Raw genomic sequence first — 24,920 nt, 5'->3', positions numbered from 1 at the left:
CTTTTCAGCCTGACACCGGTCCCGACAAGCATGTGTGAAGGACTGTCATGGGCGGCGCCCCTAGGATCCACTCCAAAGCAACAGATGCATGGCCACAGCAGAACAGGCAGCTGAGTTGCTCAAAGGGATTGTGGATGCAGGCAGCAATCGGTCTGTTGTGGATCTCGGTTGGCTGGATCGCGTACGCGTTGATCCACCCCGGGCGGTGCTCCGTCTCAATCTCCCTGGCTTTGCCCAAGGGCAACGGGACCGCATCGTCGCTGAAGCACGAGAACGCCTCCTAGCTCTTGAATCCATTCAAGACGTCCAAATTGAAATTGGCACCCCACCCCCACCGTCTCAAGGTGGAATAGGTCAAGCCGGTCATGGCCAAGCAGCTGAACGGCAGCCGATCCCTGGTGTCAAACAGGTGATTGCCGTAAGCAGTGGGAAAGGAGGAGTCGGAAAAAGCACAGTGGCGGTCAATCTCGCTTGCTCACTGGCAAAACAGGGACTCCGTGTTGGCTTGCTCGATGCCGATATTTACGGGCCTAACGCTCCGATCATGCTTGGCGTTGCTGATCAAACCCCTGAGGTCAGTGGATCTGGTGATGATCAGCAGATGATCCCACTGGAAAGCTGCGGAGTTGCCGTGGTCTCGATGGGGTTATTGATCGAGGAAAACCAACCGGTGATCTGGCGCGGACCGATGTTGAACGGGATTATTCGACAGTTTCTATATCAAGTGAACTGGAGCGAGCGCGATGTCCTGGTTGTGGATCTTCCTCCCGGAACTGGCGATGCCCAGCTTTCGCTTGCCCAGGCCGTTCCAATGGCTGGAGTGGTGATTGTGACCACTCCACAAAAGGTGGCGTTGCAGGATGCCAGGCGTGGCTTAGCCATGTTTCTTCAGATGGGGGTCCCGGTTCTTGGTGTCGTCGAGAACATGAGTTCCTTCATCCCACCAGATCAGCCCGACAGGAGCTATGCCCTGTTTGGATCAGGAGGTGGACAAACATTGGCTGAAGCCTTCGACGTTCCTCTCTTGGCCCAGATCCCGATGGAAATGTCCGTGCAAGAGGGAGGTGATCAAGGCCGTCCCGTTTGCATCAGCCATCCCGACTCCGCAAGTGCGCAGGCCTTTAGAGAGCTAGCTGAGACCGTTGGCAACAGCCTTCAGGCGATCAGCTGAGCATGAAAATGGGCCCGATAAGTCGTGAACCTGGCCTGTTCACCCTCAACCGGCAACGCAAAGGCTGGCGACTCAAGGAACCGGTGTTGTGGGGTGTGCCTCTTGCCATGGTGATGGTGGCGGGTCTCTTGATCGCAAGCACCCAGCGCCAAGCGGATTACGCCGACTGGTATCACCACTGGATCACGGCCGCTGTCGGAGTTGTCATCGCTCTGGTGACAGCCAGGCTTCCATTGCTGCGGTTGAAACCACTGCTGATTCCGATTTACGCCATCACGGTGATCAGCCTGGTCGCCGTTCGCTTAATCGGCACTACTGCGCTGGGCGCTCAACGCTGGCTCAGCATTGGCGGGGTGCACGTGCAACCGTCAGAGTTCGCAAAATTGTCAGCCATTCTTTTGCTGGCGGCGGTGCTCGATCGGCACCCTGTCGAAAGACCTGTCGATCTTCTGCGTCCGTTAGGAATCATCTCAATTCCTTGGTTACTGGTATTCATCCAGCCCGACCTCGGAACATCGCTTGTGTTTGGGGCTCTACTCCTCACGATGCTCTATTGGTCGGGCATGCCGATTGAGTGGCTCGTGCTGCTGCTCTCTCCCCTCGCTACGGCCTTGCTCGCGGGACTGTTCCCCTGGGGACTGGCTGCCTGGGTCCCGTTAACGATGATCATTGCCTACCGATCGTTGCCATGGAAACGGGTGGCGCTTGCACTGGTGATGATCGTGCAATCTGCTGCGGCCCTCGTCACCCCTTGGCTGTGGATGCACGGCTTGCAGGACTATCAGCGTGATCGCCTCGTGCTGTTTCTTGACCCAGCAAAAGATCCCCTCGGAGGCGGCTACCACCTGCTGCAAAGCACCGTTGGCATTGGATCGGGAGGCTTGTTCGGGATGGGGCTGCTACAAGGGCAACTCACTAAATTGCGCTTTATTCCTGAACAGCACACCGACTTCATCTTCAGTGCTCTGGGAGAAGAGACTGGATTCTTAGGCACGATTTTGGTTGTTATCGGATTTGCACTGTTGATGGGCCGCCTGCTTCAGGTGGCCGGGCAAAGCCGTTCAGATTTCGAATCGCTCGTGGTGATTGGCGTCGCCACCATGCTGATGTTTCAAGTTGTCGTGAACATCTTCATGACCATTGGCCTTGGTCCTGTTACTGGCATCCCCCTTCCGTTTATGAGTTATGGCCGAAGCGCAATGGTTGTGAATTTCTTAGCCCTAGGACTGTGTCTTTCGGTGTCGAGGCGCTCCAAACGGTCCCTGAACCGATGAGCCAGTGATGTTGCTCCAGAGCATTCACCAACAGATGGCTCAGGGAGTGAGCACGGGATGCTCCGATGACTCGACGGCGCGGCGCATGTGGTGGGCTGCGTTGGAAACGCTTCAAGAAACGCTCCTCCAGAACGAAGAAGCACCGGCTGGTATTTGGCTTGCGGCCCCCCTACCAGCTCTCTATGCCCCCCAACTTCTGAACTGCCTGCAAGGTTGGGTCTGGGCACCTGAGGCACTCGGAGCCCTGACATCGCCCAGCACAAGCCTCCTGCCTCCAGACCTCTCAAGAGCTCGCCAGAGCCCTGCAGGCACAACCCATTCCTTACACACATCAACCTTCAGACGCTTGCCGCTTCACGAAAGCGACAGCCATGACCCGCTCTTGGTGGTCATCACAGCCAAAGTGCAAATCGCCCTAGCCCTTCATGGAGGATCAAGCCAACGGCAGTTGCTCATGCGCAGTGAGCCTGAGACCCTTGGCAGCGTGCTTGGCCTGATCGAACAGAGGCTGAAACTAGATGCCCCCGATCAAGCACTGGCTCTTCATCAAGCCCTCGAGGCGCTTGGCCCTCTTGAAAGCAGCAGTGCCCTAGGCCAAACGTTCTGGCCAAGCCTGGCCGTGCGACTCGCGAGCATGGCCCCCACCGTGACGTTGCAGGCGTCAACATCAGCTCCCGCTCACAGCCATCAGCAGCCACAAACGACGAGCGAACAGGGATCGGCGGCGAATAAAGCCGATGAAGAGTTGTCCTTGCTTGAAGCAATCGCCCACGAAGTGCGGACACCTCTCTCGACGATTCGCACCCTGATCCGATCTTTGCTGCGGCGCAATGACTTACCAGAGACAGCCATCAAGCGCCTTCAAATGATCGATACCGAATGCAGCGAACAAATTGATCGGTTCGGCCTGATCTTTCAAGCGGCAGAACTACAACGCCAACCAGAAGGTCCCTCTGTTTTGGCTCAGACTGATCTAGGCAGGATGATCAGTCTGTTGACGCCTTCATGGGAACAGCAGCTCCAGCGACGGGGCATTGAGCTGAGCCTTTCGATTGCCAGCAACCTTCCTTCCGTCCTCAGTGATCCAAGTCGCCTGGAACCAATGCTCGGAGGCCTGGTGGATCGTTGCAGTCGAGGTCTGCCCAGTGGAAGCCAGCTCTTGCTCACCCTTCAACCCGCTGGAGCTCGCCTCAAGTTGCAACTGCACGGTCAGAGTCCTGCAGAACGTGGAGAGGCGGTCGCCAGTCCAGAACCCATCGCCCAGCTTGGCCCCGTACTGAGCTGGAATCCAGACACGGGAAGTTTGCAGCTCAGTCAGACCGCGACCCGGCGCTTACTGGCCCGGCTAGGAGGGCGACTCACCCAGCGACGAGATCGCGGTTTGACCGTATTTTTCCCGTTAGCCCCGCATTGTTGACGGGTGTGAAGTTTCCAGGTCAGAAGGGCGATCAGGCCCGAACCGCGATGCTAATTTTTTGGCATCACGGCATGCCGAATTTCGAGGACAGCTATGACAGCATCCGCCTTAACCGGTCAGCTCCCCCAGTACATCGGCAGCACCGGCGGCCTGCTCAATTCCGCTGAAACGGAAGAAAAGTACGCCATCACCTGGACCAGCAAGAGCGAGCAAGCCTTCGAACTCCCCACAGGTGGAGCCGCAGTGATGTCTTCTGGCGAAAACATCATGTATTTCGCTCGCAAAGAACAGTGCTTGGCCTTGGGCACCCAACTCCGCACCAAATTCAAGCCCAGGATCGAAGACTTCAAGATCTATCGGATCTTCCCTGGTGGCGACACCGAGTTCCTGCATCCATTGGATGGCGTCTTCTCAGAGAAAGTGAATGAGGGACGGCCCATGGTTGGCCATAACCCAAGAAGAATCGGCGCGAATGTCGAGCCTTCCAGCATCAAGTTCAGCGGTCGCAACACATTCGACTCCTGATCAGCGTTTGGCCATGATGCCCAGCGGTCGGTTGCGACAATCACCTCATGCTCAGCCCCGACCGCTCCGCCTTTTTTGAAGCCGCCCGCTGCGGGGCCACGTTTATTCCCGTCGCCCATAGCTGGCCCGCTGATCTGGAAACCCCTCTCACCACCTGGCTCAAGGTCGGTGAAGGCCATCCGCCCGGTGTCTTACTCGAATCCGTCGAAGGTGGCGAGAACCTTGGACGTTGGAGTGTGATTGCCTGTGATCCCCTGTGGACACTCTCAGCCAGAGGGGACGCTCTGACGCGCCGCTGGCGAGATGGCCACGAAGAGAGCTTTCAAGGCAATCCCCTAGAGGTGCTTCGAGAATGCACTAATGCTTATAAGCCGGTCTCTCTTCCAGGGCTGCCACCTCTTGGGCAGCTGTATGGGATGTGGGGATATGAGCTCATCCGTTGGATCGAACCCAGCGTTCCAGTGCATCAAGCCGACGAGAACGCTCCGCCTGACGGCGTTTGGATGTTGATGGACAGCATCTTGATCATCGATCAAGTGAAGCGTTTGATCACGGCAGTCGCTTACGGAGATTTGAGCGGTACAAAGGCCGCGGCCAAAACCGCAGATCAAGCCTGGGATGGTGCCATGGGTCGCATCCATGCGCTTGAAAACCAAATGGCATCACCTCTGCCTCAGGTGCGTCCTCTGCGCTGGAAGCCTGCGGCGAGGCCTACACCAGAAACAGAAAGCAATCGATCTCCTGAGGATTATCAACAAGCCGTTGCCACGGCTCAAGAACACATCGCCGCAGGAGACGCCTTCCAGCTCGTGATTAGCCAACGTCTGGAAACTCGCGTCTCTCAGCCCCCCTTAGAGGTCTATCGGAGCTTGAGGATGGTCAATCCATCCCCCTACATGGCCTTTTTTGATTTCGGAGATTGGTACCTGATCGGTTCAAGCCCTGAAGTCATGGTCAAGGCCGAACCAGACCAAGGAGGCATTCGTGCCAGCCTGAGGCCCATCGCCGGCACGCGCCCACGCGGGCGCAATGAACTGGAAGATCGAAATTTTGAAGTCGATCTGCTTGCTGATCCCAAAGAACGGGCGGAGCACGTGATGTTGGTGGACCTTGGACGCAATGACTTAGGCCGGGTTTGCACCGCTGGCACGGTGGAGGTCAAAGAGCTGATGGTGATCGAGCGCTACTCCCATGTCATGCACATCGTGAGCCAAGTCGAAGGACGCTTGGCTCAAGGACGAGACATCTGGGATTTGCTGATGGCCTCGTTCCCGGCGGGAACGGTGAGCGGCGCGCCAAAAATCAGGGCCATGCAGCTGATCCATGAGTTAGAGCCCGATGCTCGAGGGCCTTACTCCGGCGTCTACGGTTCTGTAGATCTAGCCGGCGCCCTCAACACGGCTATCACCATTCGCACGATGGTGGTCCGTCCTCACCCTGAGGGGGGGTGGAAGATTCAAGTGCAAGCCGGCGCTGGCGTCGTCGCCGATTCCGACCCTGCTTCTGAGTATCAAGAAACCCTGAACAAGGCCCGCGCCATGCTCACCGCTCTCGCTTGCCTAGAGGATGCGAAGTCATGATCCAAAAACTCAGACTTAAAGGATTTGAAGTGGAGCTGTTCACCGGTCGAAGCAGCGGTGAAAACGTTGGTGTAGCAGAGCTGGTCAAGCAGGATCTCACTGAATTTTGCGTGGAGCCCGACCACCGCAATCTGGAATACATCACAGAGCCTGAATCCGATTATGGAAAACTCAAAGAAGCCCTTCTAGCCCCGCGCCGGCGCCTACGGACTTGGCTTGCAGAACGTGATCTCACCTTGCTCCCAGGCAGCACTCTCACCTTGGGAGATGCCACGCGATTTGAACGATCCAATCCAAACGATCCTTATCACGACCTAATTGAAGCCACCTATGGCACCACGGTCGTCACAGCCAGCATCCATATCAACTTGGGGATAAGTGAACCGGCCGATTTATTTCCCGCTCTTCGGCTTGTGCGTTGTGAAGCAGCCCTTCTGCTTGCCCTGAGCGCTAGTTCACCCTTTCTCAACCGCCAGATCACCGGCGCTCACTCACAACGTTGGCTGCAATTCCCCCTCACTCCCAAACACGTTCCTTTGTTTCGCGATTTAGAGCATTTCGTGGAATGGACTGACACCCAGCTGGTGGAGGGGCGCATGCACAACGTGCGTCATCTGTGGACGTCCGTCCGTCCCAATGGTCCACAGCGGCCCTTTGACCTCAACCGGCTCGAGCTACGGATCTGCGATTTGGTCACCAATCCAGATCTGCTGCTGGCGATTACTGCCCTGATGGAACTGCGCGTGTTGATGTTGCTTCGGGAGCCCGATCAACTCGACCCCTTCAAGGCAAGTGACCTGAGCGCCGACCAGCTCATGGTGCTCAGCGATCGCAATGACGCCGCTGCCGCCAGGCATAGCCTCGATGCACAATTGCATGATTGGCGTGATGGTCGCCAACGGTTATGTCGTGACTGGCTCAAGGACATGATCAATGCCGTGATGCCTGTAGCGCACGAGCTTGGCCTTGCATCTTGCCTGTCTCCTCTCGAAGTGGTTCTCGCGGAAGGGAATCAAGCCATGCGTTGGCTCAAAGGAATCGAGAATGGACGCAGCCTTGAAGAGGAATTCCGCACTGGAATTCTTGCGATGGAACAGGAAGAACAGCCGGTCGACCGATTCCTCGCTGACGCTTTGGGATGATCATGATTCCATCTGATAGCGGTTTCCCATCGATGCATTCGTCCTCAGCCCTGATTCCTGAGAGCACACAGCCCAGGGCTGATGGCAACGAAGCAGGTGGTGGACAGCTCCTGCAGCAACGTCTTGCTCTGGTTGAGGACCTGTGGCGAACGGTTCTGCGCAGCGAATGTCCACCGGAGCAGGCCGAGCGACTTCTGCGCATGAAGCAGCTCAGTGATCCGGTCCTTCCTGGCGAGCATCCAGCTGGAACCGATGCACTGATTGATCTCATTAAGGAGATGGATCTTGCCGAGGCCATCGCTGCCGCAAGAGCTTTCTCGTTGTATTTCCAGCTCGTCAACATCCTGGAACAACGCATCGAAGAGGACACCTACCTCGAGAGCATTAATCGATCCCAGGACCAGGCAGAGCAATTCGATCCCTTTGCCCCGCCTTTAGCCACCCAGACCGAACCGGCAACATTCAGAGAATTATTTGAGCGCCTGAGACGACTCAACGTTCCCCCAGCCCAGCTTGAGAACCTGCTCCAAGAACTCGATATCCGTTTGGTTTTCACAGCCCACCCCACGGAGATCGTGCGCCATACCGTGCGCCATAAACAGCGACGCGTTGCCAGTCTCCTGCAGCAAATTGAAACGCAGCCACTGACACCCTCAGGGGCTACGGACAGCGTGCGACTTCAGCTTGAAGAAGAGATTCGGCTTTGGTGGAGAACCGATGAGCTCCATCAGTTCAAGCCATCGGTTCTGGATGAAGTGGACTACGCCCTCCATTATTTCCAGCAGGTTCTGTTCAATGCCATGCCGCAGCTGCGGCGTCGGATCGTCGCGTCTCTTGCTGCCAGCTATCCAGACGTGAGGGTTCCTTCTTCATCGTTCTGCACGTTTGGATCATGGGTGGGATCCGACAGAGACGGGAATCCATCCGTCACCACTGAAATCACCTGGCGTACAGCCTGTTATCAGCGCCAACTAATGCTTGAGCGGTACGTCAGTGCCGTGCAACACCTTCGCAATCAACTCAGCATTTCCATGCAATGGAGCCAAGTGAGTGCTCCACTGCTCGAATCCTTGGAAATGGACCGACTGCGCTTCCCAGATGTCTATGAGGAGCGTGCCACCCGTTACCGGCTTGAGCCCTATCGGCTCAAGCTCAGCTTCGTGCTTGAGCGCTTACGTCTCACACAGTTGCGCAACCAGCAACTGGCTGATGCCGGTTGGCGAACCCCTCCTGAAGGATTGCCATCCAGTACTCCAGGTAATGCCCCAGGTGATGCTCTTCACTACGGCTCGATTGCTGAGTTTCGCAGCGAGCTCGAACTGATTCGCACCAGTTTGGTCAACACAGATCTGAGCTGTGAACCCCTCGACACCCTGCTCACGCAAGTGCACATTTTTGCGTTTTCACTAGCAGGTCTCGACATCCGGCAAGAAAGCACGAGACACAGTGATGCGCTCGACGAAATAAGCCGTTACATCAATCCAGATCGTGCCTACGGAGAGATGGACGAGGCGGAGCGGGTGGCCTGGTTGATGGAGGAATTGCAAACGCGTCGTCCCTTGATTCCACCGGCTGTTAGCTGGTCTGCGGCAACAGCTGAAACGGTGGACGTATTCCGGATGCTGCACCGTTTGCAGGATGAATTCGGCAGCCGTATTTGTGGGACCTACGTGATCTCGATGAGTCACAGCGTCTCCGATTTACTCGAGGTCCTTCTGCTCGCAAAAGAAGCGGGATTGGTTGATCCGTCGTCCCGCCATGCCGACCTCCTTGTCGTCCCACTGTTCGAGACCGTGGAAGATCTCCAGAAGGCTCCTGAGGTCATGGAGCAACTGTTCCAGACCCCCCTCTATCGAGATTTGTTGCCCAAAGTCGGCACCCAGGGGCTGCTTCTACAAGAGCTCATGCTCGGATACTCCGATAGCAATAAGGATTCAGGGTTTCTCTCCAGCAACTGGGAGATCCATCAAGCCCAGATCGCCTTGCAAGATTTAGCATCTCGTCAGGGCATTGCCCTGCGTTTATTCCACGGGCGTGGCGGGTCCGTCGGGCGTGGTGGTGGCCCGGCCTATCAAGCGATCTTGGCTCAGCCAAGTGGCACTCTGCAGGGACGCATCAAAATTACGGAGCAAGGCGAAGTCCTGGCCTCGAAGTACAGCTTGCCGGAGCTGGCCCTCTACAACCTTGAGACAGTAACCACCGCAGTTGTCCAAAACAGCCTGGTGACCAACCAACTCGATGCAACACCGAGCTGGAATGAATTGATGTCCCGGGTCGCCAAGAGCTCAAGGCGCCATTACAGGGCCTTGGTGCACGACAACCCTGATCTTGTCGCCTTTTTCCAACAGGTCACTCCCATCGAGGAAATCAGCAAACTGCAGATTTCCAGTCGCCCCGCACGAAGGAAAACAGGCGCTCGGGACCTTTCCAGTCTGAGAGCCATTCCCTGGGTGTTCGGTTGGACCCAGAGCCGCTTCCTACTCCCCAGCTGGTTTGGAGTTGGTTCAGCCCTTAGTGAAGAGCTGGAGGCCGATCCAGACCAACTCACGTTGTTGCGCACCTTGCATCAGCGCTGGCCTTTCTTCCGCATGCTGATTTCAAAAGTGGAGATGACCCTCTCCAAGGTGGATCTTGATTTAGCGCGTCATTACGTGACCAGTTTGGGCAGTGCTGAGAACCACGAAGCGTTTGAACAGATTTACGCGACGGTGGCCGAGGAATACGCACGAACGAAGGAGCTTGTGTTGGCCATCACAGGCCAGGAGAGGCTTCTTGATGCCGATCCCGCCCTGCAGCTTTCAGTTGATCTACGCAATCGCACGATCGTTCCGCTTGGTTTTCTTCAAGTTGCGTTGTTGCGCAGACTGAGAGATCAAAACCGTCAACCACCCATGAGTGAATCGCCCAGCAGCGACGGAGACGGACGCACCTACAGCCGTAGCGAGCTCCTGCGCGGTGCACTTCTAACCATCAACGGCATCGCTGCAGGAATGCGCAATACAGGCTGAGTGTCACCGCTTCCTTTCCGGCAGCAAGCCGCTGCACCAAGACTGCCTGCCCATTACCGGTTGCAGACTGAGCCCCATCCGAGCGGTGAGGCAATCAACGCGCTGCTGTTCTCATGCGGTGAGCCCACTCATCCCGAGGAGCGTTGGTCCTTAGCTCTTAGTCGCAGCCTCTGGCAGCTCAGCATCGTCGACGAGCGCGATCAAACGCTGGTTGGCTTCATTCGAGCCACGAGCGACCTGGCCTTAAATGCCAATCTCTGGAACCTCGCCGCCTGTCCTGGCGACGACCAGAACGCGCTACTTAACGCCTTATTGCATCACGCCCTTGCACGCTTAAAAAAAGAATTGCCAGGATGCAGCATCTCGATCTCCGCACCCGCAATTGCACTTGAGGGATTGAAAAAACAAGGGTTTATCCTTGACCCTGGCGGAATTCGCGCCATGGGCTTGAGGCTCCGATAAGGCTGGAGCCTGAACTATCACGAGCATGGAGGGACTCGAACCCCCGACCCTCAGAACCGGAATCTGATGCTCTATCCAACTGAGCTACATGCCCCTGCGGCTGCCGCGACAGCTGCCGGTATTGATCGGCAAAATCAGCCGATCCAAGTACCTTAGCGACACGACGCATTCGGACCAATTCGGCTTCTCCAGCTTCAACTGCAGGCCTTTCGCAACCACAGCAACCTGCAGCTGGAGATCGAAGCACCACGCCTCCTGGTGATCGGTAGCAACGGTGTTGGCAAGTCAAACCTGCTGGAATCCGTGGAGCTCCTCGGAAGCCTGCGCTCACACCGTTCCAGTCAGGATGGAGATCTCATCCATTGGGATTCCAGCCGTGCACTGCTGAGGGCAACCTGCGCAGACCAGCAGATCCTTGAACTTGAGCTGCGTCGCCGCGGCGGACGCCAAGCCAAGCGCAATGGGAAACCACTGCAGCGACAGCTGGACTTAATTGGTCCTCTGCGCTGTGTGGGCTTCAGCGCTCTTGACCTGCATCTCGTGAGAGGCGAGCCAGCGCTGCGCCGGCAGTGGCTCGATCGTGTTGTCCTTCAACTGGAGCCTGTTTACGCCGATCTCATTAGTCGCTACGGGCGCTTGTTGAGGCAACGCGCACAGTTTTGGCGGCGGGGAGGTCTGTCCTCCGGCATGGAACCGCAGGCGCTTCTCGAAAGCTTTGATAGCCAAATGGCTTTAGTGAGCACGCGTATTCATCGCAGGCGTCTCCGAGCCCTTGCCCGTTTAGAGCCCCTAGCTGCTGCATGGCAAGAAAAACTGAGTGAGGGCCGTGAGCATCTCCAGCTGTGCTATTGCCCGGGGAGTGCATTGATCGGAGACGAGCAGGAAGAATCCTGGCGACTTGCGATCGAGCAACAGCTCCGCGCACAACGCAGCGAAGAAGAACGTTTAGGGAGCTGCCGGGTTGGTCCTCATCGCGATGAAATCGAAATGCAGATCAATGGAACTGCCGCACGACGGTTCGGCTCCTCTGGCCAACAACGCACCCTGGTGCTGGCTTTGAAGATGGCGGAGTTACAACTAGTCGGTGAACTCTGCGGAGAACCCCCTCTTCTTTTGCTCGATGATGTATTGGCTGAACTAGATCCCACACGCCAGCTGGCCCTCCTAGAGGCCGTGGGTAAAAACCATCAATGCCTTGTCAGTGCCACCCATCTCGACGCATTTGAAGGCGGCTGGCGTGAGCAGTCGCAGATTCTCGATGCCGACAGCTTGAGATCACAGTCCGTGTCGCGGTAGGGTCGCGGGCCATTTGCATGAAGAATCTTGATGGAGCAGTCCTTGTCCAGCCTGCACCCCAACCCGGGATGGGCGACTTCAGAGCGCACGCAAGACCTCAGCTCCGGCGCGATCAAAAGTGGCACGACCAACAGCAGTGCAACCGACACCAGTGCAACCGACATGGTTGGTAAACACTGCATTCTCGAGCTCTATGACTGCGATCCTACGAAGCTCGACGACGAAACTTTTCTAAGGCACACCATCACGACAGCAGCCCAACGTGCTGGTGCAACTCTGCTCAACCTGATCACCCACCGCTTCGAACCCCAAGGGGTGACAGGTCTGGCACTTCTGGCTGAATCGCACATCTCTATCCACACCTGGCCTGAAAACGGCTATGCAGCCGTGGATGTTTTCACCTGTGGTGACCACACCATGCCGGAGAAAGCTTGTGAGGTGCTGTGCGAAGAATTAGCGGCTGGTCGTCACGCCCTGCGCAGCTTCTTACGGGAGACGCCGGCAGCGCTTGGAACAACCGAGCGCATGCCGGCCATGCCAATCGCTGCCTGATTACAGGACCTGCGTTCAGAGGTGGTTGTAAGACGCCGCCTCTGTGGCGAGCAGATTGCTTGTAAGCGGGTGTTTTTGAAAATGTGCAATGGCTTGCCGGATGTCTTCCAGAAGCAAGTCAGCCATGTCGCGAGTGAAATCTCGCTTCACCAAGATCCTCTGGAAGGCTGTGGATTCAAGTTCGCCCGTAAACGGATAGGCAGGCACCTGCCAGCCCCGCATCCGCAACCGATCGGCGAAGTCATACAGATTGAAGCCAGGCTTCGAATTGTCATCCAGAGTCCAAACCACGGTGGGAATGCCCTGGTCAGGGGCACCGTCATGGATGATTTTGAAAAGATCCATCTCCCTTAATTTGTCCGCGAAGTACTGGGCATTGGCATGACTGGCCATATGGAGCATGCGATAGCCCTCTCGCCCCAAACGCACAAATTCGTGATATTGAGCAATCACCTGACCCGCAGGCCTTGAAAAATTGATCTGGAACGTGGGCATATCCCCACCTAGATAGGTCACATGAAAAACAAGCTCATCAGGTAGATCCTCCTGGTTGCGCCAGAGCACCCAGCCAACACCAAGGGGCGCCAAACCAAATTTATGGCCTGAAGCATTAATCGATTTCACCCGCTCCAAGCGAAAGTCCCATAGAGGGAGATCGGGTGCACAGAACGGAGCAAGAAAACCACCACTTGCCGCATCCACGTGAATCGGCACATCCAGACCCGTACGCGCCTGGAGATCATCCAAAGCCTTACTGATCGACTCAATGTCCTCGTAAAGACCGTGATACGTCACCCCAAGAGTGGGTACAACAAAAATCGTGTTTTCATCTACGGCCTCAAGAACACGCTCAGGGCTGATGCACAACTCGCCGGCAAGCATCTCTAATTCACGCATTTCAATATCCCAATAACGCGCAAACTTCTTCCAGCAGATCTGCACGCTTCCGCACACCATGTTGGGCTTATCGGTTGGCAAGCCTGCCGCCTCGCGACGTTTGCGCCATCGCCACTTCGCGGCCATCCCTCCAAGCATGGCCGCTTCACTACTGCCAATGGTGGAGCATCCAACGGCGGCACCAGGGGCATTCCACAAGTCGGCCATCATTGAAACGCAGCGACTCTCAAGCTCCGCCGTCTGAGGATATTCATCTTTATCGATCAGATTTTTATCCACTCCCAGAGTCATCAACTCCATCGCACTTTGCGCTTGATAGGTCTGACAAAATGTGGCCAAGTTCTGCTTACTATTTCCATCAAGAAGCAACTCTTCTTTCAAAAGTTGCACTGTGGAATTTCCCTCACGCCCTACTCCTGGGAAATGATGTTTTGGCAGCGGAGAGAGCATGGCATCAACCATGGCCTGCTCCTCACTGTCATGGAGATGATGACTGGATTGATGCAGTGCCACAAGACAGAATTCGTCTTGATAAAAACTATTCAGAGCGGGCAACCAGCGCCAAAGTCGTAACGAAGTCGATGTTTGATCGAACGTCTAAACGCGATTGAGCTTGCCGCTCACCAGCCCCTCCACATCCACACTCACCGAAGTGAAGCCCTGGCTGAGAAGAGTTTTCACCAGCTCACGTCTCAGTAAGGGCTGTAAAAGATCGGCTATTCGCTCTTCTGGGACCTCCACCCGAGCCGCCAGTCCGTGGCTACGCACCCGAACCTGATCAAATCCATGCTGAATCAACCAGGCCTCTGCCTGTCCCACCCGCTGAAGACGTTCACTGCTGATTAATTCTCCGTAGGGAAAACGGGAGGCAAGGCAAGGCTGCGCAGGCTTATCCCACCAAGGGAAACCAAGCGCCCAGGACAAGCGGCGAACGGTCGCCTTCGTGATGCCAAGTTCAGCCAGAGGAGAGCGAACACCAGCTTCCTTCGCCGCCGCAATCCCAGGACGATGATCTCCGAGATCATCGTGATTGACCCCATCAAGAACAAGAGCGCCGTTGGCTTCAGCCGCAATCGGAGCGAGATGGCGATGCAACTCTCGCTTGCAGGCGTAGCAACGATCCTGAGGATTACTGGTGTAACTCGGATCCTGAAGTTCAAGGGTGGACACCTCCTGATGCCGCATCCCAAGCCAGGCCACCTGCTGGCGCGCTTCCACCAGGAGATGGGGCGCTAGGGAAGGAGAGACTCCGGTAATCGCTAAGGCCTGTTCACCAAGCTGCTCATGGGCAATCGCGGCAACGAGGCTGCTGTCAACACCACCCGAGTAGGCCACACACACATGCTTCTGCGCCGCCAAGGAATCACGCAACCGCGTCAAGACGTCACATTCCAGCTCTGACAATGATTCGAGCTGGCGGAACATCACGTTGGTCACGGCCTTCGCTTCAAATCTCTGTATGCTCCCAGCGTAAGAAGACTCATCCTTTCGCCGCCAATGGATGCAGTCTCATCCGGTACGTCACAAGCCAGCCGTGCTCGCAGCAATCGCGGCGTCGGAATCGTCACAGCTGCTGATAGCCGCGAGCGAAGCCTTGGCCAACTTCACGTGTATGACGGCGAGGGCAAGGGCAAAAGCCAAGCAGCCTTAGGAGTTGTGCTGCGCACCATTGGACTTGGGATCTGCGAGCAACGGCGCACCAGGGTGTTGTTGCTGCGCTTTTTAAAGGGACCAGGGCGGGCTTACGACGAAGACGCAGCCATCGAAGCTCTACAACAAGGTTTCCCTCACCTAATTGACCAGGTTCGAACGGGCCGGGGAGACTATTTCAGTGTGGATGAGGTCACACGTTTCGACCGACAGGAAGCCCAACGGGGCTGGGATATCGCCAAAGGGGCCATTGCAAGCGCTTTGTACTCCGTCGTCGTTCTCGATGAACTCAATCCAGTGCTCGATCTCGGCTTACTGGAAACCGAAGATGTGATTCGGTCGCTAAAAAGCCGACCGGAAGGCATGGAAATCATCGTCACCGGGCGTGGTGCTCCGCGTCCCTTAGTGAAGATCGCAGACCTGCACTCTGAGATGCGCGCTCACAGACGTCCCGAGGTGAATAACAACGCAGCGCTCTCGTTTGTCGCGGCAGGCGGCATTGAGATTTACACCGGAGAAGGGAAAGGAAAATCAACCAGTGCCCTTGGCAAAGCGCTGCAAGCGATCGGCAGAGGAATCAGCCAAGACAAAAGCCATCGCGTACTGATCCTCCAATGGCTCAAAGGAGGAAGTGGGTATACAGAAGACGCCGCGATCGCAGCGTTGCGTGAGAGTTATCCCCATTTGGTCGATCACCTTCGCTCAGGGCGTGATGCCATCGTTTGGCGTGGCCAGCAACAACCCATCGACTACGTAGAAGCGGAACGCGCCTGGGAAATCGCCAGAGCTGCGATCGCGAGTGGTCTCTACAAAACCGTGATTCTCGATGAGTTGAACCCCACAGTGGATCTCGAGCTTCTACCGGTTGAACCCATCGTTCAGGCCTTGCTCCGTAAGCCCACAGAGACGGAGGTGATCATTACCGGCCGGTGCAAACACCAGCCGGCCTATTTCGACCTTGCAAGCGTCCATTCAGAGATGGTGTGCCACAAGCACTACGCCGAGCAAGGCGTTGATCTCAAACGCGGTGTTGACTACTAATCTTTGCGCTCAATAGCGCGGAACGGAAGGATCGATCTCCTCTGACCAGGCATCAATCCCCCCTTGCACATTGACCGCATCGATCCCGTGGCTGGCCAGAAGTTCCACCGCCTTGGCCGAACGCCCTCCAAGCTTGCAGTGCACATACACCGTTCGGCTCGCTGCGATCGCCTGGATCCGCACAATCACCTCTTCACGATCAAGAGTGGCCAAGGGGATCAATTCAGAACCAGCGATCAAAGCGACTTCCGCTTCTGCAGGATTACGAACATCGATCAGAGCCAAATCTTCTCCTTGATCCAGCAGGGCTTTGAGCTCAACCACAGAAATGCTTTTCATCAGATTCGATGTCTCCCCGGAGATCGAACCTCCGGCCGTGCAGAACGCTTGGTAGTCAATCAGTTTTTCAATGGGTGCGCGACTTGGCCTTCGTTTCAACCTGAGCTCTCGAAAACGCATCGACAAGCCATCCACTAACAGCAACCGACCATCAAGAGGAGTTCCAATTCCGGTAATCAGCTTGATGACCTCAGCGGCCTGAATCAGGCCAATCAATCCAGGCATCACGCCCATTACTCCGCCATCAGCGCAGGAGGGCACAAGCCCTTGCGGCGGCGGCTCCGGCAACAGGTCTCGATAATCCGGTGATTCACTTCCAAGATTGAACACACTGACTTGACCTTCAAAGCGCTGGACTGAGCCGTAAACAAACGGTCGCTTGGTCAAGACGCAGGCGTCATTAATCAGATAACGGCTGGCGAAATTATCTGTTCCGTCAACAACCACGTCGTACGCAGCAAACAGCTCAAGCGCATTGCTCGCCGACAAGCGAAAGCAATGGTCTTCAACCCGACAAAAGGGATTGAGGTCTTCAATTCGAGCGCGCGCCGATGACGTTTTGGCCTGCCCCACCGTTCCAGTGCCATGGATCACCTGACGCTGCAGGTTGGAAGGCTCTACAAGGTCATCATCTACAACGCCGATGCGACCAACCCCTGCAGCTGCCAAATAGAGCAGGAGTGGCGAACCCAATCCACCAGCACCAATGCACAACACCGAGGCAGCTTTTAAACGTTGTTGTCCTTCAACGCCCACCTCGGGGAGGGTGATGTGTCGGGCATATCTGGACCTCTCCTCTCCACCTAGCTGAAGAGCACCCCCCGCGTCAGTCATGGCGAACCCCAGGATCTCCTGGACAAGACGTCCAAGAAGTCTCCCCCACAACTCGAATCGGCAGCGGATGCACAGCGGCGAGAGTGCAATGGGGTGCCACCACCTCCAACCACCAAGCCGCCAAAGCATCATTGGGTCCCATGATCAGCATCAGTCCAGAGCTCCCAGCCCAGAGTCGATCTCTTCGACTGGGCACAACCGAAGCTCCCGGATGGGAATGGGCACTTCCAAGCACTATTAATGCATTCGCGCGCGCCCAACGTTGGGCGGCAATCTGTTCACGGGGGTCGAGCTCAAAACGGTCATGTTCTCGCTGACCCGCCATGTTTCGGCAAGGCCAGATCAATTGCACCCGCCAATCATCTGAACCGGAATCAGCAGAGCCATGTCCCTGCCCGAGCAACAAAGCACAGCCTTCCGCAGGTGCTGGCGCCAGAAGATCTTGACGGAGAACCATCAGACATTCCGCACTAATGATCAACTGGGATGGCGCTTGTGAAGAAAGACCGATACTCTCAGCCAAAATCTGCCTTAGGCATTAGTTACATGAGCGAGGAGTCCACCACGCCGGCGAGTGAATCAACTGGGACCGCCAACACCAGCGAAGCATCCACCAGTGCTGAGACCGCCAACTTTTCTGAGCGCTACAGCGAGATTCTCGGGAAAGTCAACGAAACCTTAGACAAGGTGGATTGGAGTCAAGCCGGGCGTATCGGCAAAGTTGTTGGAATTTTTGCTGCTGTCATCGTTGCCCAAATTCTGATAAAAGGCATTCTCGATACCATCAATCTTCTTCCTGTCGTACCAGGGCTCCTTGAGCTTCTCGGAGTTGTAGTGGTGGGCCAATGGAGCTGGAAAAATCTCACCACAAGTGAAAAGCGCACCGCTCTGGTGAATCGCGTTCAGACCATCCGCAGCGAATACCTCGGCTAAAGCGGAGGCATTCTCTGTTCGTCACAACAACATTGACCTCATGGCACTGATTGCTGTGAGGCATTGTTGTTTATAGCTACCACCAAAAAGGTTGGCGTGATTCAGCAAGTGATAGAGGTTGTAAACATCAATTCGATCTTGATAGTTGGTATCTAAGGGCCATTCCTGTTGATAGCCCTGGTAAAAACGGGCACTGAATCCTCCAAACAAGCGAGTCATCGCCAGATCCACCTCCCGGTCAGCCCACCAACAGGCTGGATCGATCAGAGCTCCCCGCTCGTCTGCGAGCACTGAAGCGTTTCCACCCCAAAGGTCGCCATGCACGAGACAGGACAGGGGCTGATGTTGATCCAACCAAACCCGTGTTGCGGCTAGCAAAGGTTCGAGTTGATCAAGAGCCAAGCCCCAGCTTGATGCCAGCTGAAGCTGAGGGGTCAGCCGCAAGGTCACAAACGCGTCTCCCCAAGACGACAACCACCCAGCTGGTTGAGGACCTAAGCCAATAAAACCTTCTTCATCCCAACCAAATCGATCCATCCCAGCATCAGCAGAGGTTCGATGAAGGCGAGCCAAGCCTCGTCCAAGCTCATATTGATCCCCTCGCCCAAAATCGAGCCAGGGCAAAATCAAAGCAGCAAGCTCTCCCACTGGGACCATCCCAAGCGGATCAGGGATCAACAAAAGCGCAGGGTCTGCCCAATGCTTCAGGGAGCGGAGCCCCCGTGATTCCACCTTGAGCATGGCTGGTGATGCCAGCTTGAGGAAGAGCGATCTCCCATCCGATACCTCCGCACGCCAAGTGGAAGAACTGCCAACGGGCTCCAGGCTCGTGCACTGACAGCCCTGCAGCTCAGCACAATCGTTTTGCAACGCCTCCAGCAGTTGCGTTCGCATTCACGATCCCCCTAACTCAGCTGTCAGCATGACCTGATGCAAAAACGCGACGACGTGATCGTGGTCGGCGGTGGCATCGCTGGACTCACCGCAGCGGCTCTGCTGGCACACGACGGTGTTTCAGTCACCCTTTTAGAAGCGCATTATCAGCCGGGGGGCTGTGCAGGGACCTTCCGGAGAGGGGAGTACACCTTTGATGTGGGTGCCACCCAAGTGGCAGGCCTCGAACCTGGTGGCAGCCACGCCCGCATCTTTCAACATCTGAATCTTCCTCTCCCAGGGGCCGAACTGCTTGATCCAGGCTGCGTGGTTGACCTAGCCGATGGGTCAGCCCCCGTGCGCCTTTGGCATGATCCCCAGCGCTGGCAGGAGGAACGACAACAACACTTTCCAGGAAGCGAAAGGTTCTGGCAGCTCTGCAGCTTTCTTCACCAAAGCAATTGGCAATTTGCTGGTTCCGACCCTGTTTTACCGATTCGCAATGGCTGGGATTTAAAGCAAACGCTTGCTGCGCTCCATCCCGGAAATTTGCTCAGCGCTCCTCTGAGTCTCTGCACAGTCAAAGACCTTTTAACGCTCTCTGGCTGCGGCAGTGATCAACGCCTGCGTCGTTTTCTCGATCTACAGCTCAGGCTTTACTCCCAACAACCTGCCGATCAAACCGCAGCGCTTTACGGAGCGACGGTGTTGCAAATGTGCCAAGCCCCTCTTGGCCTGTGGCACCTCCACGGATCGATGCAGGTGCTGAGTGAATCGCTGGCATCTGGGTTGAAGCGCGATGGAGGAACCATGCTTCTGCGTCACCGCGTGCAGCAACTTCAACAAAACGCAGATGGTTCAGGCTGGCAACTACGCGTCGAAGGACCAGGTCGAAAGGAGCAGATCTTTCGAGCTGGCGATGTGATCAGCACGCTCCCTCCTCAGTGCCTGCCTGAATTGATCGTTCCTAAATGCAACGCTGACCAGACCCCCATGCCAGCGCCCTATCGCCAACACCTCACTGAGCTCGAGGCTCCCAGTGGGGCCCTGGTGTTTTATGGCGCCATCGACAGGGCGGATCTACCGGACGACTGTCCAGGCCATTGGCAACGCGATGCAAGCGATCCTGGCTCTGTCTTTATCTCCATCAGCCGTGAGGGAGACGGCAGGGCTCCGAAAGGGCAAGCCACCGTGATTGCCAGCGTGTTTACGACCCCTAAGGGATGGTTCTCAGGCTCAGAAGCCGAGTACCAAAGCAAAAAAGAAGCCTGTCAAGCCAAGATCCGCAGCACGGTGGAAGCCGCCTTGGGCTTGTCGGAACACACCTGGCGTCATCAAGAGCTGGCGACACCGCGGGGCTTTCTCCGCTGGACCGGACGGCCAAACGGCATCGTCGGTGGCTTGGGGCAATCCCCCAGTCGTTTCGGACCCTTTGGCCTGGCAAGCCGCACCCCCATGCCTGGGCTTTGGCTTTGTGGAGATTCCATTCATCCAGGTGAGGGAACGGCCGGGGTCACCCTGTCTGCCCTCATGGCCTGTAGGCAGTTGCTGGCTCAACGCGGTCAAACCCTTCAGCTGCACAGTTAAAGCCCTCGGTTAATCCGAAAGAAACTGCGGTCTTAGCGATTGCGTCTTTTCCAGCTCTTTCTCGAGCTGAGCCCAATGCCCCTCAAGAATTGCTTCTTCGAGCTGCTCCAAGCTCCAGCGATACGCCGCTAAAGAACGAAGCACCGCTTGGGTGTTGTGTGACGCCATTGCAGTCCCGAGAGCAGGATTACCACCCCCCACTCGGGTGGTATCGGCAAAGCCACTCGATGCCAAGGTCCTCGCGAGATCGAGGACAGCAGGATCACGTTCTTCTCCTACCGCTCGCAACAGGGCAGCACTAACGATGACCGGGAGATGGGAGATCAACGCCACGGCCTGGTCATGACGGGCAGCATCAGCGGTAAGCCAATGGCTGCCGAGACGGGCGGCCAGCTGCTGGATCACCGCAAGCGCTGACGCATCCGTGGATGACTCAGGTGTTGACACCCAGGGACGGCCACAAAAAAGTCCCGTCAGGCCAGCATCAACGCCTGCTTGAGCCGTTCCTGCCATGGGGTGACTCCCCACAAAGCGCGGATGAAGATCGCGCCAAACCGCCAGCACCTCTGCCTTCACCGAGCCCACATCAGTGACCACCGCCCTCTCGGGGATGGCCTTGATCAGGCTTTCTTGGGGACTCAGCAACGACTCCAAAGGGAGGGCAAGGATCACCAGGTCGCAATTCTGAAGACAGCTGGGATCGGTGCTGACCAAGGGAGCCAGCCCTCTGCTGCGGGCCCGCTCCGCCGTGACTTCACGGTGAACAAGGCCTTGCACCTCAACCCCTTGCTGGCTGAGATCAAGGGCGATCGAGCCACCGATCAACCCCATCCCCACCACGCCAACACGATCGATCGACCATGGCTGCGCCCCTTGCCCCTGATCCATCGGATCGATTTCGCTCAATAGCCCATGTTGATGGATCAATCCACCTGAACCAAACACGTTCAGTGCACTGCTTAGGCTCATTTAATGCTGGAAGTTCAAGCCCATCAGCAGCTCAAGCAGCTTCTCCATCTGGAGGAGATGCCTTGGGAGCACCATCTAACGCTCAGCCGTCTGATCGGTCGCAGCTTGCGCAGACAAGATCGCACCCGCATCCGCTTGTCTGCTGGAGAGCGGGATCGCTGGTGGCTGGGGTTGCTTGTTCCTCTTTGCCTGCAATCCCAAGACTGCGTGTTGGTGCTTGATGAACGCCAACGGCAACGCTTCCTTCATGTCGAACTGCCTCGTCTGCGCCAGGGAGGATTAAGGCTTGCCTGTTGGAGCGGCAGCACGGCTCCTCCCGGCTCACAACTCTGGCTGCTCTCTCCCGCCGAACTGGTCAACGTTCACCGCCGCCGCGGCTTCAAACCTTCGCATCAGTTGATCATTCCTGAAGCGGAATCTTTGGCTCAGCATCTGCGCGAAGCGATGGAACTCAGCATCGAAACCCAGGATTGGGATCGGTTGCGTCAGGCCTACCCAACAGCAGGTCCTGCGCTCCTCGACCTCCACGAACGGCTCAGCCGCCAATTGTTCGCCGCCTCCAGCCGATCCACTTGCGACCTCCCAATGCCAGGTAGCGCGTTGGTGAGCCTGCGCGACTTGATCGGTTTGCTTGGGGCAGCGCCAGAGCCCTGGACTGAATTGTTGACCCTCCAACCTTCGCAGTGGGCCAGCTGGGCACACCTCGATCAACACCTGCTGCAATGGACCTGGACTCTCCAACCCCTGGAGCCGCTCCAAACCCTTCATGGCCTGCTGGAGCAACACGCCTCGATTCTTCTTCAAACGGATGGCGTCTCTCTGGAGCGAATCAGACGTACCGGTGGGAAGTCAACAGAATCAGGGGCCGTGGTGGACATCCAGCTCCACGATCGAATGCGTACGGAACCGCTGCGTTTGTTCGCACCCAGACGACAACCGTTGCCGAATACGGCGATCTATGCGGAGCACCTTCTTGATCAATGCCGGCGCTTAATTCTTGGGCGTCGTGGGCTGACCGTTGTTTTGCTGGACGATCCAGGGCTCAGGCAAAAACTCACCACCGAACTCGCTGGAGAATTTGGCAGCAGAGTGATTCATCAAGACACAGCGCCGGACGTCAACGGAGTGATCTGCTGCGGTTGGTCTTGGTGGATGGACCATCAGAACCAGCTACCGGCCCTGGATCAGCTCATCATTGCCCTACTTCCTGTGTCCAGCCTGGAAGATCCACTCACAGCCGCTCGGGTGGAATCGTTGAAACAACTGGGGCAGGATTGGTTCCGCGATCTGCTTCTGCCGGAGGCTCTAGCAAAGCTGGTTCCAGCAATCACCCCCCTCAGGCAGAGCGGCGGAAGGCTCGCCATTTTGGATGGAAGAGTCCGCGCACGCAGCTGGGGCAAACAGGTCCTACGTGCCCTCGAGCCCTGGTCTCCTCTGCAGAGGCTGTTACCGGACTGACACCGTCCCTAGTCTTGAGATCTGCTCACTAGCCTGCCTCGATGGGAGAAGCTCGACGTCGCACCAGCCTGGGACTACCTCCAAAGCAACGCAAAACAGACCCCAAGGACAGCGAGCGAATCGTTGCCTGGCTGCCATTAACCCGGAGCCAATCCCAGCAATTCGTTGCCCTCACAACAAAGGGGGCCTGGATTGGGATCGGAGGACTCGTGGTTCTTTGGATCGTGGTGCGTTTTATTGGACCAGCGGCAGGCTGGTGGACGCTCTCCGACATGCCATAACCCACCTACCGAAACCAGCACAGCCAGAAGCGGCGCAACCGGAAACCAGTCAAAACCTTTAGGATTGCTAAAGGTTTTCCGGACATCCGTGATGTTTTCACGCCTTGCCGATCAGTACCGCTCCGTCGTCAAAGATTTGGTCATGAGCCTTCATGCCCTTGCTTCAAGTCTTCAAAAGCAAGGGATCGTTGCCACTTGCTACAGCTGCAATGACGGCCACAGCCCTGACGGCAATGGCGCATCATTCGTGGCCGAACTCGGCGATCAGCACCTCGTGCGTTTTCTGGTGTCCGATTTCGGAATTAGCTGGGTTGAATCCCGTAATGGGCGCGAACTCGTGAAGTTTGAGGGTGCAGAAGCCATTCAGGAGCTTCAACGAATCGTCACCTCCATTCAGGAGCGCTCCGCAATGGGCAGCACCCCTGAAATCGCAAGCCGTTAAGCAGCCCCATCAGCAAGGGACTTTTTATCCGTATCAGCAGGTTTCGCCAACGGCTTGGCAGCCGCTGAGCGAGCAGCAGCAGCCAAAGGGCGCATCGAATTCGAGGTCACTTCCGATCCTTCGGTCAACTTCTGACGCACAAGCACTTCGATGGCGTCCTTGGCTTCGGGGTTTTGCTCGAGCCAACCAATTGTGTTGTCACGACCTTGGCCAATGTTGTCGCCCTCGTAGCTGTACCAGGCCCCTTTACGCGTGACGACTCCTGTTTCCTCAGCCAGATCGAGAATGCATCCGAGCGTACTGATGCCGCGCCCAAAAAGAATATCGAATTCGGCAATCCTGAACGGAGGCGCCACCTTGTTTTTCGCCACCTTCACTTTCGCCCGAATGCCGTACTCCTCAGTGCCACGTTTGAGAGTTTGGATCCGGCGAATATCAAGCCGCACTGAGGCGTAGAACTTCAGCGCATTTCCACCCGTTGTGGTCTCAGGATTGCCATAGGTCACTCCGATCTTCAGACGAAGTTGGTTCAGGAAGATCACGGTGCAACCGGATTTACCGATGTTGCCAGTGATCTTGCGCATGGCCTGACTCATCAAGCGAGCTTGGCCCCCAACAGACAAATCACCCATCTCTCCTTCAATCTCAGCCCGAGGCGTCAACGCAGCGACGGAGTCGATCACCACGATGTCAACAGCGGCAGAACGAACGAGCTGATCGACGATTTCAAGGGCCATCTCACCCGTATCCGGCTGGGAGACCAGGAGATTTTCTACATCAACACCAAGGGAAGCCGCATAGACAGGATCTAGGGCGTGCTCAGCGTCGACGAATGCCGCCACCCCTCCACGCTTTTGCACCTCAGCGATGGCATGCAGCGTGAGTGTGGTCTTGCCTGAACTTTCAGGCCCGTAAACCTCCACCACTCGCCCCTTGGGGTACCCACCGCCTAGGGCAAGGTCGAGAGTGAGAGCGCCCGTGGAGATGGTTTCCACCCGCATCCGGGAGGCATCTCCCAAACGCATAATTGAGCCCTTGCCAAAATTCCGCTCGATCTGACCGAGCACAAGGTCCAAGGCTTTATCCCTCTCACCTGGACGGGGATCTCCTGCGGAGGAATGAGAGGCTTTCACGTCGGCTGGCATAGCAATGAACAGTTAAGGAGCAAACAGGTGCCGCAGGTCGCCGA

Annotated in this window: 23 protein-coding genes and 1 tRNA gene; 16 read left to right on the top strand and 8 right to left on the bottom strand. The window is 56.6% G+C overall.

Annotated features, from left to right (window positions below):
- Positions 1 to 88: 88 nt before the first annotated feature.
- The 8 genes from SynMVIR181_RS02435 (at position 89) to SynMVIR181_RS02400 (ending at position 10,579) form a co-directional block, all read left to right on the top strand.
- Positions 89 to 1,171: an Mrp/NBP35 family ATP-binding protein gene (locus SynMVIR181_RS02435; protein ID WP_186589854.1), complete on the top strand. Its 1,083-nt coding sequence runs from the start codon at positions 89 to 91 to the stop codon at positions 1,169 to 1,171.
- 2 nt (positions 1,172 to 1,173) lie between these two features.
- Complete coding sequence (gene rodA / locus SynMVIR181_RS02430) at positions 1,174 to 2,445, top strand: rod shape-determining protein RodA (protein ID WP_186589853.1); 1,272 nt, start codon at positions 1,174 to 1,176, stop codon at positions 2,443 to 2,445.
- A 7-nt stretch (positions 2,446 to 2,452) separates the two neighbouring features.
- Positions 2,453 to 3,862: a sensor histidine kinase KdpD gene (locus SynMVIR181_RS02425; protein ID WP_186589852.1), complete on the top strand. Its 1,410-nt coding sequence runs from the start codon at positions 2,453 to 2,455 to the stop codon at positions 3,860 to 3,862.
- A gap of 93 nt (positions 3,863 to 3,955) precedes the next feature.
- Positions 3,956 to 4,387: a photosystem I reaction center subunit II PsaD gene (locus SynMVIR181_RS02420; protein ID WP_186524603.1), complete on the top strand. Its 432-nt coding sequence runs from the start codon at positions 3,956 to 3,958 to the stop codon at positions 4,385 to 4,387.
- A gap of 47 nt (positions 4,388 to 4,434) precedes the next feature.
- Entirely contained in the window at positions 4,435 to 5,967 is a 1,533-nt protein-coding gene (locus SynMVIR181_RS02415; RefSeq protein ID WP_186589851.1) for an anthranilate synthase component I family protein, read from the top strand.
- On the top strand, positions 5,964 to 7,109 hold the full coding sequence (gshA, locus tag SynMVIR181_RS02410) for a glutamate--cysteine ligase (protein ID WP_186589850.1): 1,146 nt from the start codon (positions 5,964 to 5,966) through the stop codon (positions 7,107 to 7,109). Before SynMVIR181_RS02415 ends, gshA begins: the two co-directional genes overlap by 4 nt.
- Positions 7,106 to 10,117, top strand: a complete 3,012-nt coding sequence (gene ppc / locus SynMVIR181_RS02405) for a phosphoenolpyruvate carboxylase (protein WP_186589849.1) — start codon at positions 7,106 to 7,108, stop codon at positions 10,115 to 10,117. The genes gshA and ppc overlap by 4 nt, the downstream gene beginning before the upstream one ends.
- Positions 10,118 to 10,579 (top strand): N-acetyltransferase, encoded by a 462-nt coding sequence (locus SynMVIR181_RS02400; protein ID WP_186589848.1) that lies wholly within the window; start codon positions 10,118 to 10,120, stop codon positions 10,577 to 10,579. It abuts the gene before it with no gap.
- 20 nt (positions 10,580 to 10,599) lie between these two features.
- Here the strand turns inward: SynMVIR181_RS02400 and SynMVIR181_RS02395 are convergent.
- Positions 10,600 to 10,673, bottom strand: a tRNA-Arg gene (locus SynMVIR181_RS02395).
- Positions 10,674 to 10,777: 104 nt separating this feature from the next.
- On the opposite strand from SynMVIR181_RS02395, the gene recF reads away from it, so the two are divergent.
- Complete coding sequence (gene recF, locus SynMVIR181_RS02390) at positions 10,778 to 11,875, top strand: DNA replication/repair protein RecF (protein ID WP_255444490.1); 1,098 nt, start codon at positions 10,778 to 10,780, stop codon at positions 11,873 to 11,875.
- Between the two features lie 30 nt (positions 11,876 to 11,905).
- Positions 11,906 to 12,427 carry an adenosylmethionine decarboxylase gene (speD, locus tag SynMVIR181_RS02385; RefSeq protein ID WP_186589847.1) on the top strand — a complete coding sequence of 174 codons (522 nt, stop codon included), beginning with the start codon at positions 11,906 to 11,908 and terminating at the stop codon, positions 12,425 to 12,427.
- A 15-nt stretch (positions 12,428 to 12,442) separates the two neighbouring features.
- Here the strand turns inward: speD and SynMVIR181_RS02380 are convergent, their stop codons facing one another.
- Both SynMVIR181_RS02380 and larE read right to left on the bottom strand, forming a co-directional pair.
- Positions 12,443 to 13,837: a glutamate decarboxylase gene (locus SynMVIR181_RS02380; RefSeq protein ID WP_186590454.1), complete on the bottom strand. Its 1,395-nt coding sequence runs from the start codon at positions 13,835 to 13,837 to the stop codon at positions 12,443 to 12,445.
- Positions 13,838 to 13,921: 84 nt separating this feature from the next.
- The gene (larE, locus tag SynMVIR181_RS02375) at positions 13,922 to 14,749 is read right to left on the bottom strand and encodes an ATP-dependent sacrificial sulfur transferase LarE (RefSeq protein WP_186590453.1); all 828 of its coding nucleotides are present in this window, start codon (positions 14,747 to 14,749) and stop codon (positions 13,922 to 13,924) included.
- A 72-nt stretch (positions 14,750 to 14,821) separates the two neighbouring features.
- Between larE and SynMVIR181_RS02370 the strand changes: the two genes are divergently transcribed.
- Positions 14,822 to 16,015: a cob(I)yrinic acid a,c-diamide adenosyltransferase gene (locus SynMVIR181_RS02370; RefSeq protein ID WP_186589846.1), complete on the top strand. Its 1,194-nt coding sequence runs from the start codon at positions 14,822 to 14,824 to the stop codon at positions 16,013 to 16,015.
- 9 nt (positions 16,016 to 16,024) lie between these two features.
- Here the strand turns inward: SynMVIR181_RS02370 and moeB are convergent, their stop codons facing one another.
- Both moeB and SynMVIR181_RS02360 read right to left on the bottom strand, forming a co-directional pair.
- Positions 16,025 to 17,188, bottom strand: a complete 1,164-nt coding sequence (moeB, locus tag SynMVIR181_RS02365) for a molybdopterin-synthase adenylyltransferase MoeB (RefSeq protein ID WP_186589845.1) — start codon at positions 17,186 to 17,188, stop codon at positions 16,025 to 16,027.
- Entirely contained in the window at positions 17,181 to 17,645 is a 465-nt protein-coding gene (locus SynMVIR181_RS02360) for a M67 family metallopeptidase (RefSeq protein WP_255444378.1), read from the bottom strand. Before SynMVIR181_RS02360 ends, moeB begins: the two co-directional genes overlap by 8 nt.
- A gap of 89 nt (positions 17,646 to 17,734) precedes the next feature.
- Between SynMVIR181_RS02360 and SynMVIR181_RS02355 the strand changes: the two genes are divergently transcribed.
- Entirely contained in the window at positions 17,735 to 18,121 is a 387-nt protein-coding gene (locus SynMVIR181_RS02355; protein ID WP_186518070.1) for a CAAD domain-containing protein, read from the top strand.
- A gap of 21 nt (positions 18,122 to 18,142) precedes the next feature.
- Here the strand turns inward: SynMVIR181_RS02355 and SynMVIR181_RS02350 are convergent, their stop codons facing one another.
- Entirely contained in the window at positions 18,143 to 19,015 is an 873-nt protein-coding gene (locus tag SynMVIR181_RS02350) for a fructosamine kinase family protein (RefSeq protein ID WP_186589844.1), read from the bottom strand.
- A 36-nt stretch (positions 19,016 to 19,051) separates the two neighbouring features.
- On the opposite strand from SynMVIR181_RS02350, the gene crtD reads away from it, so the two are divergent.
- Positions 19,052 to 20,581, top strand: a complete 1,530-nt coding sequence (crtD, locus tag SynMVIR181_RS02345; protein ID WP_186589843.1) for a C-3',4' desaturase CrtD — start codon at positions 19,052 to 19,054, stop codon at positions 20,579 to 20,581.
- A 9-nt stretch (positions 20,582 to 20,590) separates the two neighbouring features.
- Here crtD and SynMVIR181_RS02340 read toward each other — a convergent pair whose 3' ends face one another.
- Positions 20,591 to 21,469, bottom strand: coding sequence for a prephenate/arogenate dehydrogenase (locus SynMVIR181_RS02340; RefSeq protein WP_186590451.1), 879 nt, complete (start codon positions 21,467 to 21,469; stop codon positions 20,591 to 20,593).
- Positions 21,470 to 21,553: 84 nt separating this feature from the next.
- Between SynMVIR181_RS02340 and SynMVIR181_RS02335 the strand changes: the two genes are divergently transcribed.
- The 3 genes from SynMVIR181_RS02335 to SynMVIR181_RS02325 all read left to right on the top strand — a co-directional run bounded on the left by SynMVIR181_RS02335 (position 21,554) and on the right by SynMVIR181_RS02325 (position 23,731).
- Positions 21,554 to 23,008 (top strand): helicase, encoded by a 1,455-nt coding sequence (locus SynMVIR181_RS02335; protein ID WP_186589842.1) that lies wholly within the window; start codon positions 21,554 to 21,556, stop codon positions 23,006 to 23,008.
- A gap of 41 nt (positions 23,009 to 23,049) precedes the next feature.
- Positions 23,050 to 23,289: a DUF2839 domain-containing protein gene (locus tag SynMVIR181_RS02330; RefSeq protein ID WP_186524591.1), complete on the top strand. Its 240-nt coding sequence runs from the start codon at positions 23,050 to 23,052 to the stop codon at positions 23,287 to 23,289.
- 91 nt (positions 23,290 to 23,380) lie between these two features.
- A complete protein-coding gene (locus tag SynMVIR181_RS02325; RefSeq protein ID WP_186589841.1) occupies positions 23,381 to 23,731 on the top strand; it encodes a DUF1815 family protein in 351 nt (116 codons plus the stop codon).
- Here SynMVIR181_RS02325 and recA read toward each other — a convergent pair.
- Positions 23,728 to 24,876 (bottom strand): recombinase RecA, encoded by a 1,149-nt coding sequence (recA, locus tag SynMVIR181_RS02320; RefSeq protein WP_186589840.1) that lies wholly within the window; start codon positions 24,874 to 24,876, stop codon positions 23,728 to 23,730. The two genes, SynMVIR181_RS02325 and recA, sit on opposite strands and share 4 nt — an antisense overlap.
- Between the last annotated feature and the right edge of the window lie 44 nt (positions 24,877 to 24,920).

It is taken from the genome of Synechococcus sp. MVIR-18-1 (assembly GCF_014279835.1).
GTDB lineage: Bacteria > Cyanobacteriota > Cyanobacteriia > PCC-6307 > Cyanobiaceae > Synechococcus_C.
This window is presented reverse-complemented; position numbering and strand designations above follow the sequence as displayed.

Bases quoted from the DNA above. Each gene is read 5' to 3' on its own strand.
- ppc (WP_186589849.1), top strand. From the start codon at position 7,106: ATGATCATGATTCCATCTGATAGCGGTTTCCCATCGATGCATTCGTCC.
- SynMVIR181_RS02355 (WP_186518070.1), top strand. From the start codon at position 17,735: ATGAGCGAGGAGTCCACCACGCCGGCGAGTGAATCAACTGGGACCGCC.
- SynMVIR181_RS02340 (WP_186590451.1), bottom strand. From the start codon at position 21,469: ATGGATCAGGGGCAAGGGGCGCAGCCATGGTCGATCGATCGTGTTGGC.
- SynMVIR181_RS02330 (WP_186524591.1), top strand. From the start codon at position 23,050: ATGGGAGAAGCTCGACGTCGCACCAGCCTGGGACTACCTCCAAAGCAA.
- moeB (WP_186589845.1), bottom strand. From the start codon at position 17,188: ATGACTGACGCGGGGGGTGCTCTTCAGCTAGGTGGAGAGGAGAGGTCC.
- larE (WP_186590453.1), bottom strand. From the start codon at position 14,749: ATGTTCCGCCAGCTCGAATCATTGTCAGAGCTGGAATGTGACGTCTTG.
- recA (WP_186589840.1), bottom strand. From the start codon at position 24,876: ATGCCAGCCGACGTGAAAGCCTCTCATTCCTCCGCAGGAGATCCCCGT.
- speD (WP_186589847.1), top strand. From the start codon at position 11,906: ATGGAGCAGTCCTTGTCCAGCCTGCACCCCAACCCGGGATGGGCGACT.
- SynMVIR181_RS02360 (WP_255444378.1), bottom strand. From the start codon at position 17,645: ATGGTTCTCCGTCAAGATCTTCTGGCGCCAGCACCTGCGGAAGGCTGT.
- crtD (WP_186589843.1), top strand. From the start codon at position 19,052: ATGCAAAAACGCGACGACGTGATCGTGGTCGGCGGTGGCATCGCTGGA.
- SynMVIR181_RS02415 (WP_186589851.1), top strand. From the start codon at position 4,435: ATGCTCAGCCCCGACCGCTCCGCCTTTTTTGAAGCCGCCCGCTGCGGG.
- SynMVIR181_RS02350 (WP_186589844.1), bottom strand. From the start codon at position 19,015: ATGCGAACGCAACTGCTGGAGGCGTTGCAAAACGATTGTGCTGAGCTG.
- SynMVIR181_RS02435 (WP_186589854.1), top strand. From the start codon at position 89: ATGGCCACAGCAGAACAGGCAGCTGAGTTGCTCAAAGGGATTGTGGAT.
- gshA (WP_186589850.1), top strand. From the start codon at position 5,964: ATGATCCAAAAACTCAGACTTAAAGGATTTGAAGTGGAGCTGTTCACC.
- SynMVIR181_RS02370 (WP_186589846.1), top strand. From the start codon at position 14,822: ATGGATGCAGTCTCATCCGGTACGTCACAAGCCAGCCGTGCTCGCAGC.
- SynMVIR181_RS02425 (WP_186589852.1), top strand. From the start codon at position 2,453: ATGTTGCTCCAGAGCATTCACCAACAGATGGCTCAGGGAGTGAGCACG.
- SynMVIR181_RS02335 (WP_186589842.1), top strand. From the start codon at position 21,554: ATGCTGGAAGTTCAAGCCCATCAGCAGCTCAAGCAGCTTCTCCATCTG.
- SynMVIR181_RS02325 (WP_186589841.1), top strand. From the start codon at position 23,381: ATGTTTTCACGCCTTGCCGATCAGTACCGCTCCGTCGTCAAAGATTTG.
- rodA (WP_186589853.1), top strand. From the start codon at position 1,174: ATGAAAATGGGCCCGATAAGTCGTGAACCTGGCCTGTTCACCCTCAAC.
- SynMVIR181_RS02420 (WP_186524603.1), top strand. From the start codon at position 3,956: ATGACAGCATCCGCCTTAACCGGTCAGCTCCCCCAGTACATCGGCAGC.